General features: G+C 57.4%; 10 protein-coding genes. 6 read left to right on the forward strand and 4 right to left on the reverse strand.

Annotation, left to right across the window (positions count from 1 at the left end):
* Positions 1-119 precede the first annotated feature (119 nt).
* Positions 120-1145 carry a hypothetical protein gene (locus HYE77_RS30030; RefSeq protein WP_087692829.1) on the forward strand — a complete coding sequence of 342 codons (1026 nt, stop codon included), beginning with the start codon at positions 120-122 and terminating at the stop codon, positions 1143-1145.
* Between the two features lie 46 nt (positions 1146-1191).
* Positions 1192-5964, forward strand: a complete 4773-nt coding sequence (locus HYE77_RS30035; protein ID WP_177070259.1) for an RHS repeat domain-containing protein — start codon at positions 1192-1194, stop codon at positions 5962-5964.
* Positions 5965-5973: 9 nt separating this feature from the next.
* Here the strand turns inward: HYE77_RS30035 and rhlB are convergent, their stop codons facing one another.
* Complete coding sequence (rhlB, locus tag HYE77_RS30040) at positions 5974-7461, reverse strand: ATP-dependent RNA helicase RhlB (protein ID WP_032899430.1); 1488 nt, start codon at positions 7459-7461, stop codon at positions 5974-5976.
* A gap of 96 nt (positions 7462-7557) precedes the next feature.
* A complete protein-coding gene (locus HYE77_RS30045; RefSeq protein WP_177070261.1) occupies positions 7558-8214 on the reverse strand; it encodes an alpha/beta hydrolase in 657 nt (218 codons plus the stop codon).
* A 347-nt stretch (positions 8215-8561) separates the two neighbouring features.
* Between HYE77_RS30045 and HYE77_RS30050 the strand changes: the two genes are divergently transcribed.
* The 4 genes from HYE77_RS30050 to HYE77_RS30065 all read left to right on the forward strand — a co-directional run bounded on the left by HYE77_RS30050 (position 8562) and on the right by HYE77_RS30065 (position 12730).
* Positions 8562-9593: an amino acid ABC transporter substrate-binding protein gene (locus HYE77_RS30050; RefSeq protein ID WP_003216321.1), complete on the forward strand. Its 1032-nt coding sequence runs from the start codon at positions 8562-8564 to the stop codon at positions 9591-9593.
* 72 nt (positions 9594-9665) lie between these two features.
* Positions 9666-10847, forward strand: a complete 1182-nt coding sequence (locus HYE77_RS30055; protein ID WP_003216323.1) for an amino acid ABC transporter permease — start codon at positions 9666-9668, stop codon at positions 10845-10847.
* A 10-nt stretch (positions 10848-10857) separates the two neighbouring features.
* A complete protein-coding gene (locus HYE77_RS30060; RefSeq protein WP_003216325.1) occupies positions 10858-11955 on the forward strand; it encodes an amino acid ABC transporter permease in 1098 nt (365 codons plus the stop codon).
* 10 nt (positions 11956-11965) lie between these two features.
* Positions 11966-12730 (forward strand): amino acid ABC transporter ATP-binding protein, encoded by a 765-nt coding sequence (locus HYE77_RS30065; protein WP_003171943.1) that lies wholly within the window; start codon positions 11966-11968, stop codon positions 12728-12730.
* Between the two features lie 59 nt (positions 12731-12789).
* Here the strand turns inward: HYE77_RS30065 and HYE77_RS30070 are convergent, their stop codons facing one another.
* Together HYE77_RS30070 and HYE77_RS30075 are read right to left on the reverse strand one after the other, a co-directional pair.
* Positions 12790-13278: a type II TA system antitoxin MqsA family protein gene (locus tag HYE77_RS30070; protein WP_008435650.1), complete on the reverse strand. Its 489-nt coding sequence runs from the start codon at positions 13276-13278 to the stop codon at positions 12790-12792.
* Positions 13275-13586, reverse strand: a complete 312-nt coding sequence (locus HYE77_RS30075; RefSeq protein ID WP_008435648.1) for a type II toxin-antitoxin system MqsR family toxin — start codon at positions 13584-13586, stop codon at positions 13275-13277. Before HYE77_RS30075 ends, HYE77_RS30070 begins: the two co-directional genes overlap by 4 nt.
* Between the last annotated feature and the right edge of the window lie 64 nt (positions 13587-13650).

Here is a 13650-nt window from a genome sequence, read left to right on the forward strand (position 1 = left end):
CTACTTCAGACCATCCCTAACAGTAGGCGGTCCCTTCTATAAAGCGCTTACTTGCATCAGGCCGGTACAAGATGTGGCGTTGATGATAACTGTTCTCTATGTTGGATAAGGAGAAGGAAATGAAAGCGGAAGATCCCAATGTTCGTTTAAAAACGTTTGATATTGAATTCCCTCGCGATGGTGGCAATGTAGTTAATAATGAGGTGTATCTGGGTGGCAAACAGCAATGTCAAGTCAATATAATTGTCCAAAAGGAGAGGAGAAACGCTGAAGGTATATGGGAGCTGGCAGCCTTTGAGGCGACGGAGCTTGAAAGTGCCACGGTGGTTGAGTATTCCACAAACCCAGAAGCGACAATTCCGGCCGGATGGTATTGTGATACAAAAAGGAACGAATTTAACATGGGTCGGTGGTCGGGGGTGCTTGAGGAACCCAGCATGGCTACAGCCCCTTCTAACCCTATTATTCAGCCGATGCCCGGTATTGGTCCGCTCGAAAATGAGAAGCGATACCTGAGGTGTGATCTGAGATCAAGTGGTAATCAGCAGTTTATGGCAAAAATTACGGTGGGACGTAAAACATATACAACTAATATGGAGAGAGATAATGTTAATTATCAATCATCTGTCACTGTTAAGTGTCAAGAGCCCTATACATTGTCTGCTGAGCGGCTCGATCATTGGGCTGATACCGACGCCTTTTCAGTGCAGGGTGTGGATGTGGATATTTATTATTGGACGCCCCCCCTTGGGTTGAGATTTGTCGAGAATATACCTCCGACTGATCCCGTAAAATTAAAAGATTCATCTGTTCAGGGGGATCACTTTGATATTTACTACACTCGGGACATTGGGCACGGTATTAGACAGATCGGCGGTGTCATACGGGGTAATACTGTTGGAAACATCACAATGAATAGCCTGCTGAAAAAATCTTCAGGGGGAAATGACCCAATTCCTGCGAACAAGCGCAATACCATCATGCGTGCTGCGCGAGTCAAGGCCTGGTTGGATAACCCCAACACCGATCAACAAGGGGCCAGTATTTGGACAATGGTCGATAGTTATGGCTGCTCGCATCACTATTACCTGACCGAGACCGACAATTACAATGTGATGGTGCTGCGCGCCACTTCAAAACCCTGACGTTCCAGGCATTTCATCCCCTCTCCAAGTGCGAAGCGGTGGACCTATGGACATCTATTCGAACGCGTTTAATTTCAGTGCCCACCTCGGCGGTTCGGTTGACCTGCGTACCGGGCAGTATGGGTGTCTGATTCGTTTGGCAGTCTTGAGCCCAAAAGGGCCGTTAGAGGTCAGTCGAGAGATTGCCTTGGCGTTCTCGATGATGGATACCCGCAACAGTGGCTACGGTAAAGGCTGGAGCTTGTCGAATACCGAATTTGACCCGAACAGCTTCAAGCTTACGCTACTCAACGGTGAACAATATCTAACCCAAGGGCTGCCCTCCGTAGGGGACAATGCTGTTATTACCGACCATAAGTTGAAGGACCTCACCATAAAACGGGTTGCGCAAAATACGCTGCACGTAATTTACAAGGATGGCACTGTCGAAATCCTGCGTCCCCTCAGCATTCCCGGTCCCTATAAGATCAGTGCTATCCAGTTCGAAAATGGCGAGCGGCTGAGCTTCCGGTATGGCGGTAATAACTTATTGCAGAGCATTGTTGACGATAAAGAAACCGACCTGTTGATACTGAAGTATTCCGCCGGATCGCTGGTAACCGCCGATACACTAATTGATGGTAATCGTTATGCCCGTACGCGATTTGAATATACTCATATCGACAACCAACTGACCAAGGTCACGGTTCCTTATGACCTGGCCGGGCCAGTCGCAAGTGAGGCCTATTCGTTTCAGTACCTCAGGTTGCCTGACGCAATGGTGGCTATTTCGCAGGTTATGACACCCATGGGGGGGCAAGAGATAATTCGGTATAACCCCAATGGGCTTCAATACGATGCCCGTTTGTATATTCCGGTCGTCACCCACTGGGAGCAAAACCCTGGGCGCGGGCAGCCCTCTGTCGTCCGCTCCTATAACTACAGTCCCAACCGTAACTTCACGGGATATCCTCTGAATGGCGGATTCCGCCAGGGCCAGGATAATTTGTATCGGGTGGATAGCGAGTACGCTTATTGGGCGGAAGAAACTTACGTTGATAATAATGGCAAGCCCCTGCGGTCGACCCGCGCCACTTATAATCGTTTTCACCTGATGACTGAGGAATTAATACTAGCCAATGGCAGCCAGGTCAAAACCGAGACTGTCTACAATGAAGTTCGGGGCGTCCAGTTTCCAAATCAGCCCGCCAATCTCCAACTTCCGAGCCGCATCACCAAGACCTTTGAGCTGTATCCCCAGGGTGGCAAACCCCCCAGGGCGGAAGTGGTCAGTATTACCACCGATGACTTCGGCAACGAACTAAGCCGCACCGAGGCCTCCGGCGTACGCACCGAATACACTTATTACCCGGTGACCGGCGAGCCCCGAAGATGCCCTGCCGACCCCCATGGACTCTTTCAACGTTACCTGAAGCTGGAAAAGCTTTTCCCGGCCAGATCGACCACTGCGGCTCGGACCACTGAACATTCCCACACCGACGTCTCGATAACGGGGGGCGGCTACTTCGTCATGCCGCTTGCCATCAACCTTGAAGGGGGCACCCATACGTCTTATACCTATCATTCTGTGGCCGCCAACCCCGCCCTGCATGGTCGCTTGAAAAGCTCCACGACGACGATCGACAACCTCTCTCTGGTCTCCGATTTCACCTGCACCTTCAATGGCGACTCGATCACCGAAGTCCGGAGCTTGAAGGGGCGTGAGCCTGGTCAATGGCTCGAGTCCGCGCGCACGTGGTCACTGACCAATCAGCGTCTGCTCGACATGACACGTGATGCCGTCGGCAGCCTGGCGATGACGTACGATGTCAGTGGGCGGCTGACATCGGAAACCGCCGCGCCAGCCACGCTCCAGATGGCCCGACGTCGTTATGCCTATCACTTTTCGGCCGGGGCCAAGATGGCCCATCTGGTCACCACGGATGCACAAGGCACCGTGCTCTTCACGTATTTCGATGGCATGGGACGCCAGCTCTCTGCTGCGCAATCGCTTGATGGCATCGCGGACAATGACAGGCTTCTGGGTTCCTGGGCGTACGACGCACTCGGGCGGCTCGTGAAGCAAACCCGTCTGGATTATCTGGGTGATGGGCCGCGTACATTGAAAACCAGCCACGCCTATAACATTTGGGGCAACCCGTGGACGGTAACTCAACCCGATGGTCGGGTATTGATCGATGAATATGACCCGCTCCTCAACCGCCGGGTGACGGGGGTGCAAGGTGACGCGCAACTGGAAACCTGGTTCAACGAACACAATCAACCGGCACGGGTTGAGCGGGTGAGCGTTGGCGGTGCGCGCATTGTGGTGGAAACCCGTACTTATGACGGGCTGGGCCGCTGCACGGAGCGCATCGATGCCAGGAAGACCAAGACTGAATACGCCTATGACATTTTTGATCGTGTGGTGCGCAGCCTGGAAACCCCATCCGACGGAACGCCGCCCCGTGAGCGGTTGACGACGTATGCGCTTGGCACCAGCGAGCCAATGGTGCGCACCCTCACCGTAGACAGCAAGCTGCTTGGCACGCGTGAATACGACAGCCTGGGCCGCGTCATTTCCCAAGCGCGTGGCAACGCAACAGCCACGACCTGGGAGTACAAGCCCAACCAGGTTGCGCCAGTGGCGGTGACTTCGCCGCGCGGTGATCGTCAAGAGTACGGTCATGATCCTGAGCTGGAGACATTAACGAGCGTCAAGATGGCAGGGCATGCACCGATAGACCTTGAGTACGACCCCATCAGTGGAGCGATGCGACAATCACTCACCGCCGGGCTCAAGCATGAGATGAGTTACGACGAGAACGGCTATCTCGCCAAGGAAGTCCAGACGCTGGGCAGCCAGCCCTTGACTAGCCTGACGAGTTATTCGCCGGGTGGGCGGCTGTTGCGGCACTCCGCGGCGGATGGGCAGCACAGTGACCTCGTATATGACCAGTTCGGACGCCTCCAACAGACCACCACCGGTTTCGTCCGCATGATCCGGACTTACGATAGTCTGGGCCGCCTTTCGGCGCGAACCCTCAATTATCAAATGCGTCTTACCGACTCGGTGACCTTTGACGCATGGGGGCGTGAGTCGGAACGCAAGCTGGAACAGGACGGTGCGCTACTGCAGAACATTGTCAGCACCTATTACGACGATGGCCTGCTGGCCACTCGCACGTTGAAAGACGCGAATGACGCCGTGGTCACGGGCGAGACGTTCACTTACGATGGTTATTCGCGACTCAAATCCTATGTGTGCGAGGGCACGCAATACCCGATGGATAAATTGGATCGGGCGATCAAGGAACAGCGTTTCAGTTATGACGGTCTCGATAATATGACTGAAGTGCGGACAACGTTTATCGATGGCAGTAGCGACCGCAGCGAGCGGTTTTTCCAGGGTAAGGACCCTGCCTGCCTGACGCACCTGACCCATACAAACCCGGTACGAAACCTGACCCTGAGCTATGACGCCGCCGGTAATTTGCAACAGGGCACCTTCGGTCGCGGTTTCACGTACAACGGTTTTGACCAGCTCACTGCTGTACAGACCGCCACAGACAAGTACAGCTACCAGTACGACGGCGAAGCACGCCAGGTGCTTGCTGCGCGAGGCAACGAAGCTCCCGTGATGCTGGCCTATGCCGGGGATCGGCTCGACACGCTGGCGCAGGTCAGCATGCGGGCACGTTACGTGCGCGACGGTGACCAGGTGGTGGCCTACCGAGATAGTGGTAATTACCAGAAACTACTGGTTCTTGACGGCGCTGGCAGCGTCCGCGGTGTGGTGGCACCGATCACGGACCAGGTGCGCCGGCATTACGCACCCTACGGTGACGCCAGGATCGAGTTGCGGGATGACGTGTCGCCCACGATGATGGAAATGCAATTGCCCGCCTACAACGGCGAGCGGCTGGACGTACCGGTCAACCTCTATCACCTGGGTAATGGGCGCCGTGCCTATGACCCCGAACTGATGGTGTTTCTCTCTCCTGATCCCCTCAGTCCTTTTGACGAGGGCGGGATCAACAGCTACGCCTATTGTGGCGGTGACCCGGTGAATTGGTCGGACCCCAGCGGCCTCTTCAGTTTTCCAACATGGGCCCGGTGGGCACTGACCGGTGTTGCACTGGGCATGTCGGTGGTCACCGCTGGGCTTGCAACCGCGGGCTTGCTCGCTGCCATCGGCGCTCAAGCCGCTGCACTGACCATTGCCGGCAAGAGCGCGCTGTTGGTAGCCTCAGGCGCGGCCTCGGTAGGTGGGACGTTGGGGATTGCCGCACTGAGCGTTGAGGCGGTCGACAATCAGATGGGCTGGGATCGCTCCAGTCAAATCAACGTCCTGAACTGGGCATCGCTGACCTTTGCAGCGGTGGGTGTCGCGGCCAGTTTAGGGGGCGCAGGCATAGCGGCGACGGGCGCTTCCCGGGCGGTTGAAGTCGCCGCAAGCCCGGCGGTCCGAAGCTTCAGTCTATTGAGTTCCCAAGCAAGGGCTGGATTGCAGGCCGCTGGCAAGTTGCTGACCGGTGCTTCTTACAAGTTCTTCAATGACATTACGCTGCCAAGCCAAGCCTGGGGGGTGACGCGTTTTGGCTTGCGCGTGGTCAATCTGTACCGCTCGGTCGACGGTCGGATCAGAAAGCGCCAGCCGGCAGCGCCTATCGGGGGCGATGCCGAGAACTTGCAGCAGCCACTGGGGCAGCCGCAACCCCAGCCTCAGGCCCATCGCCTTGTCGATATGTCGGGCAGCAGCTTCACTTTCCATGAGGCCTTTTCGCAGGAGGCCTCGCGTGTTCGCCAACCGATCCTGGCCGAATGGAATTCGGCCTGAGCCTTTGGCTTAAGGGCGCTTGCGTTCCACCGGACGCAACAGATGCGTCGGCGGCGTTTCGCAGCTGATCTTGCGGCCCAGCAAGGTTTCGATTGACGGCAGCTGGTACGAATCGTCTTCACCGGCAAAGCTGATGGACACGCCCGCAGCACCGGCACGGCCGGTACGGCCAATCCGGTGCACGTAGTCGTCCGGCACTTCCGGAAGGGTGAAGTTGATTACGTGGCTGATGCCGTCGATGTGAATCCCGCGCCCGGCCACGTCGGTGGCCACCAGCACGCGAATCTTACCTTCGCGGAAACCTTCCAGGGTCTTGATGCGCTTGTGCTGCGGCACGTCGCCGGACAGTTGCGCGGCATTCACGCCATCACGCACCAGGCGTTCTTCGATGCGGCGCACTTCGTCCTTGCGGTTGGCAAACACCATGACCCGCTCCCAACCGTTGTCGTTGACCAGGTTGTAGAGCAGCTTGTATTTGTCGGCACCGGCCACGGCATAGATATGCTGTTCGACGTTCTCGCTGGCGACGTTGAGTGCCTCGATCTCGACGATGGACGGGTCGGTGGTCCACTGCTTGGCGAGGTTCATCACGTCTTCGGTGAAGGTCGCGGAGAACAGCAGGGTCTGGCGCTCGTTTTTCGGCGGGGTCTGGCGAATGATCTGACGCACTTGCGGGATGAAGCCCATGTCGAGCATGCGGTCGGCTTCGTCCAGCACCATCACTTCGACCATGTCCAGGTGCACGTCGCCGCGCTGGTTGAAGTCCAGCAAGCGCCCCGGCGTGGCCACCAGGATGTCGCAGTGGCGCGCTTCCAGGTGCTTGAGCTGCTTGTCGAAGTCCATCCCGCCAACAAACGTCATCACGTTGAGGCCGGTGTACTTGGTCAGGTCGGCGGCGTCCTTTGCGATCTGTACCACCAGCTCCCGGGTCGGGGCGATGATCAGGGCGCGGGGCTCACCCATATAGCGCTCTTTCGGCGGCGGGGTTTGCAGCAGCTGGGTGATGATCGAGATCAGGAAGGCGGCGGTCTTGCCGGTACCGGTCTGGGCGCGACCGATGGCGTCTTTGCCGGCGAGGGTGAAGCCCAATACCTGCGCCTGGATCGGCGTGCAGTACGGGAAACCCAGGTCCTGGATGGCGTGCATCAGTTCCGGGGCGAGTTTGAAATCATGAAAGCGGGTTTTGCCTTCCTGGGGTTCGACGGCGAAGTCTTCCAGTTTCCAGGGAATAACCACAGGTTTGGGCGCGCGTTCACGGCGCGGCTTTTCCTGGCGTGGCTCCTGGCGTGGTTGGTCGGCGGCTGGCTCTTCAGCGACGTTAACCGTGGCGGGTGTGGTCACCGGCTCTTTTTTTGGCGAGGCTACAGGTGCGGTCCGGCCAGGCTGCTGGCCGTCATTGCGGCTGCCTTGAACGTGGGCGGGGGCACTGGAACCTGGCGCGAGCTGCTCAGCCTCGCTTTTACCGAACATCTTCTTGAGTGCTTTGAGCACGGTCATCTCATCAATTGGTTAAGGAATGTACGCCGGCCAGTGTAATGCAAGAATCGGGCGCGGCGTAGTGCGTTGGTCATGCGGCTACACAATGGGTGGTTTTCAGCCCAGGCGGGCGGCCAACCAGTCACCGATATCGTGTATCTCCTGGGGTAACACTTCGTGGCCCATTGGGTATTCCTGCCATGCAACGGTGACACCGCGCGACTTCAAATGCTCATAGGCGCTGCGACCCATGGCGTTCTGCACCACGTCGTCGTATTGGCCGTGCAGGCACAGCGCCGGAATCCGTTGCTGGCTCGCCGACAATTCGAGTTCGTCACCGAAAGTGGGAGCGTAGGTGGAAAGGGCGATCACGCCACCCAAGGCGCCCTGCCATTTCAGGAACGCGGTGTGGAACACCACGGCGCCACCCTGGGAAAAACCGGCGAGGAAAATCCGCGAGGCGTCTATCCCGCTGCTTTTTTGTTCCTTGATCAGGTCGGTAACCATTTTTGCCGAGGCTTCCAGCTCTTCAACACTGATGGAACGCGCCGGGCTCATGGCCTTGATGTCGTACCAGCTCGGCATCTCGTAGCCGCCATTGATGGTCACCGGGCGTGTCGGCGCCTGGGGCAGGACAAAGCGCGTCGACAGGAGTTTTTCCTGCAGGGCTTCGGCCACGGGCAGGAAGTCGTAGCGATCGGCACCCAGGCCATGCAACCAGATTACGCAGGCGTCTGCGGGCTTGGCGGGCTGAAGAATCAAGGCTTCGGTCATGTCTGCTCCATATATGTGCGTGCGCTCCGATTGAGTGCGTCGGAACGGTGCGCGACGGGTTGATCTGTTAAGAGAATGTCGCAAGGTTGAATCTTTTGCTCTTGACCATGGGCTGAAACGACTCAGCCATCAGTCTGGTACGGGGCTTGCTATATGAAACCCGATGTCAAGGCTCACCCCAGGCGGTAACACTATCAGTGACTGGCGCCTGTGGGATAGCAACTGGACTTAAAGCAAAAACCTCATGCTGTTTGACCCCAAAAAAAGCCAACACGGGTCGATGTCGCCTCATAAGGGTGCGGTGGGGTTCGAGCTCCGACACAACAAGAGCAAAACTGGAGGTTTGAATGAAGGTATTGAAATCCACCCTGGCCATCGTGACCGCGGCTACCGTACTGGGTGTCAGTGGTTTCGCCCAGGCTGGCGCCACTCTGGATGCCGTGCAGAAGAAAGGCTTTGTGCAGTGTGGCGTGAGCGACGGTCTGCCGGGCTTCTCGGTGCCGGACGCCAGCGGCAAGATCCTCGGGATCGACGCTGACGTGTGCCGTGCTGTTGCCGCTGCCGTATTCGGCGACGCAACCAAGGTCAAATTCAGCCAGTTGAATGCCAAGGAGCGTTTCACCGCGCTTCAGTCTGGCGAAGTCGACATCCTGTCGCGCAACACCACCATGACCAGCTCCCGTGATGCCGGCATGGGCCTGAAATTCCCGGGTTTCATCACCTACTACGACGGTGTTGGTTTCCTGGTGAACAACAAGCTGGGCGTGAAAAGTGCCAAGGAACTGGACGGTGCAACCATCTGCATCCAGGCCGGTACCACCACTGAGCTGAACGTTTCCGACTACTTCCGCGCCAACAACCTGAAGTACACCCCGATCACGTTCGACACCTCCGATGAAAGCGCCAAGTCGCTGGAATCCGGTCGTTGCGACGTACTGACCTCCGACAAGTCCCAGCTCTACGCACAGCGCAGCAAGCTGGCTTCGCCGAAAGACTACGTGGTACTGCCGGAAACCATTTCCAAAGAACCACTGGGCCCTGTCGTGCGTAACGGCGACGACGAGTGGCTGGCCATCGTGCGCTGGGTTGGCTACGCCATGCTCAACGCTGAAGAAGCCGGTATCACCTCCAAAAACGTCGAAGCTGAAGCCAAGTCCACCAAGAACCCGGACGTTGCCCGTCTGCTGGGTGCTGACGGCGAATACGGCAAAGACCTGAAAGTGAAGAAAGACTGGGTCGTACAGATCGTCAAGCAGGTCGGTAACTACGGCGAAGTGTTCGAGAAAAACCTCGGCAAGAGCACGCCTCTGGAAATCGATCGTGGCCTGAACGCTCTGTGGACCAACGGTGGCATTCAATACGCACCACCTGTGCGCTGATCGCTGATGGTTCTATCACCCGGTGGGCCAACCGCCGGGTGATGTTCTGTTCCATTATTCCTGGGGCACTTAATGCAAAATCAAATCGGCGCACCAAAACAGAAGCTCAGCTTCAGTGATCCAAAAGTGCGTGCGTGGCTATTCCAGATCATCACGATTGTGGCGGTGGTCTCGTTGGGCTGGTACCTGTTCAACAACACGCAAACCAACCTTCAACACCGGGGCATTACCTCGGGTTTCGACTTTCTTGAGCGCAGTGCCGGCTTCGGCATCGCTCAGCACCTGATCGACTACACCGAATCGGACAGCTATGCCCGGGTCTTTGTGATCGGTCTGCTCAACACCCTGCTGGTGACGGTGATCGGTGTGGTCCTGGCGACCATCCTCGGGTTCATCATCGGTGTGGCGCGCTTGTCGCCCAACTGGATGATCAACAAGCTGGCCACGGTGTATGTGGAAGTGTTCCGCAACATTCCGCCGCTGCTGCAAATCCTGTTCTGGTACTTCGCGGTATTCCTGACGATGCCGGGGCCGCGCAACAGCCACAACTTCGGCGACACGTTCTTTGTCAGCAGCCGTGGCCTGAACATGCCCGCCGCGTTGATGGCGGAGGGTTTCTGGCCGTTTGTGATCAGCGTCGTGGTGGCAATCATCGCCATTGTGCTGATGGCCCGTTGGGCAAATAAACGCTTTGAAGCCACCGGTGTTCCGTTCCACAAGTTCTGGGCCGGCCTGGCGCTGTTGGTGGTGATCCCTGCGCTGTGCGCTTTGGTGTTCGGCGCGCCGCTGCACTGGGAAATGCCCAAGCTGCAAGGCTTCAACTTCGTCGGCGGCTGGGTACTGATTCCCGAGTTGCTGGCGCTGACCCTGGCCCTGACCGTGTATACCGCGGCGTTTATCGCCGAGATCGTGCGTTCAGGCATCAAGTCCGTCAGCCACGGCCAGACCGAAGCGGCGCGTTCCCTCGGGCTGCGCAACGGTCCGACCCTGCGCAAGGTGATCATCCCGCAAGCCCTGCGCGTGATCATTCCGCCGCTGACCAGCCAATACCTGAACCTGGCGAAAAACTCGTCACTGGCCGCCGGTATCGGTTACCCGGAAATGGTTTCGCTGTTTGCCGGCACGGTGCTCAACCAGACCGGCCAGGCCATCGAGGTTATTGCCATCACCATGAGCGTGTACCTGGCGATCAGCATCAGCATTTCCCTGCTGATGAACTGGTACAACAAGCGCATTGCGCTGATCGAGCGGTGAGGAAACCTGCATGAGTACGCATACTTTCAAACCTGATATGCCGCCACCGAACAAAGTGTTCGGGCCGATGGCATGGATGCGCGCCAACCTGTTTTCCAGCTGGCTCAACACCCTGCTGACATTGCTGGCGTTCTACCTGATCTACCTGGTCGTGCCGCCGATCCTGCACTGGGCGATCCTCGATGCAAACTGGGTCGGTACCACCCGCGCCGACTGCACCAAGGAGGGCGCCTGCTGGGTGTTTATCCAACAGCGCTTCGGGCAGTTCATGTACGGCTACTACCCCGGCGACCTGCGCTGGCGCGTCGACCTGACCGTGTGGCTGGCCATCGTGGGTGTGGCGCCGTTGTTCATCTCGCGCTTCACGCGCAAGGCGGTCTACGGCCTGAGCTTTTTGGTGGTGTACCCGATCGTTGCCTACTTCCTGCTGCACGGCGGGATCTTCGGCATGACCAACGTGGCCACCAGCCAGTGGGGCGGCTTGATGCTGACCCTGGTGATCGCCACCGTCGGCATTGCCGGGGCCTTGCCGCTGGGCATCGTGCTGGCGTTGGGTCGGCGTTCGAACATGCCGGCGATTCGTGTGGTCTGCGTGACCTTCATCGAGTTCTGGCGCGGCGTGCCGTTGATCACGGTGCTGTTCATGTCGTCGGTAATGTTGCCGCTGTTCCTGCCGGAAGGCATGGGCATCGACAAATTGCTGCGGGCCTTGATCGGCGTGATCCTGTTCCAGTCGGCCTATGTAGCCGAAGTGGTGCGCGGTGGCTTGCAGGCGATTCCCAAGGGCCAATACGAGGCTGCGGCCGCGATGGGCCTGGGTTACTGGCGCAGCATGGGCCTGGTGATTTTGCCCCAGGCACTGAAGATGGTGATCCCGGGCATCGTCAACACGTTTATCGCGTTGTTCAAGGACACTAGCCTGGTGATCATCATCGGCCTGTTCGACCTGCTCAACAGCGTCAAGCAAGCCGCCGCCGACCCGAAATGGTTGGGCATGGCCACTGAAGGCTACGTGTTCGCCGCCCTGGTGTTCTGGATTTTCTGTTTTGGTATGTCCCGCTATTCCATTCATTTGGAACACAAGCTGGACACAGGCCACAAGCGTTAGGAGTGTTGTGATGAGTGAAGCGATCAAACAGCCTGTGAGCCCTGAAGGCATTATTCAGATGCAGGGCGTCAACAAGTGGTACGGCCAGTTCCACGTGTTGAAAGACATCAACCTGAACGTCAAGCAGGGCGAACGTATCGTGCTGTGCGGCCCGTCGGGTTCCGGCAAGTCCACCACCATCCGCTGCCTCAACCGCCTGGAAGAGCACCAGCAGGGCCGCATCGTGGTCGATGGCGTGGAACTGACCAATGACCTCAAGCAGATCGAAGCGATCCGCCGCGAAGTCGGCATGGTGTTCCAGCACTTCAACCTGTTCCCGCACCTGACCATCCTGCAGAACTGCACGCTGGCCCCGATGTGGGTACGCAAGATGCCCAAGCGCAAGGCTGAAGAAATTGCCATGCACTACCTTGAGCGCGTGCGTATTCCGGAGCAGGCCCACAAGTTTCCGGGGCAGTTGTCCGGCGGCCAGCAACAGCGCGTGGCGATTGCCCGTGCGCTGTGCATGAAGCCGAAAATCATGCTGTTCGATGAGCCGACCTCGGCGCTCGATCCGGAAATGGTGAAAGAGGTACTGGACACCATGATCGGCCTGGCGGAAGACGGCATGACCATGCTCTGCGTGACCCACGAAATGGGCTTTGCGCGCACCGTGGCCAACCGCGTGATCTTCATGGACAAGGGCGAGATCGTTGAACAGGCGGCGCCGAATGACTTCTTCGACAACCCGCAGAATGATCGGACCAAGTTGTTCTTGAGCCAGATTTTGCATTGATCCATGGGTAATGCTTGAAACAATAAACCCGGCCTGGTGCCGGGTTTATTTTTGCCTGTCTAGGAGGCGTTTAGGGCTTCTTGCGTCTTGTCGTTGATGGTGTAGGTGAAGGCGTTGCGCAGGTCTGCGCCTTCGGCCAGTTCTTTGGCATCGATGAGCAAGTGGGGGTAACGATCCAGCAGTCGCATCAGTACCATCAATGGTTTGGGTGGCGTTATTTCACCGCGTTCGTAACGTGAGAATGCGTTGTGGCCGCCACCGGAGAGCAAGCCCACGGTTTCTTTTTGCGTGAGGTGCAGCTTGCGACGGATTCGCTTCAGTTCGGCGCCCATTATCCCTCGGGCGGCGTGGAGCAGATCATCACCGGCATTGGCATGACGCTCGCAGCTATCGGGGTCATACATGCCGTCCTCGCACACCTGACATTCCCAGCCCGAAAGATCATCAATGCGCCGCTCCATGCCTTTTATACGCATGGTTTCGCTGCGGCCTTCAAAACGCGTCATGGCGTCGGGGGCTCCGCAGATGAAGCAATGTTGGGTGTTCATAGGTTCATCCCTTTGAAGGAGATCACCGGAGGGTTGCTGCCGGAGCAGTAAGTCACCTTGATGTAAATCTCCAGACCGTGTGAATGGATGTGATAGACGTCATGCCAGATCCGATGATCCACATAGGTGGTCATCGACTTGTACAACATCCTGTTTTGCAGTTCGAAAATAACGGCCTGCATTTCCGAGAGATCAAGGTCGAGCGCCTCTGCGGTTTTCTTTGCCGCACGTGTGAAAGCCTTGGCGCCAAGCCGCCTGACATCCGCCTTTATCACCGCCAGATCGTAATGAGGTGTGTACTTTTCCATAAGACACCTGAGTCCAATAATTACCCTCTGAGGGTAATTTTACCAATCGAAAATACTGCTCCTT

It is taken from the genome of Pseudomonas sp. IPO3774 (assembly GCF_013386835.1).
Lineage (GTDB): Bacteria > Pseudomonadota > Gammaproteobacteria > Pseudomonadales > Pseudomonadaceae > Aquipseudomonas.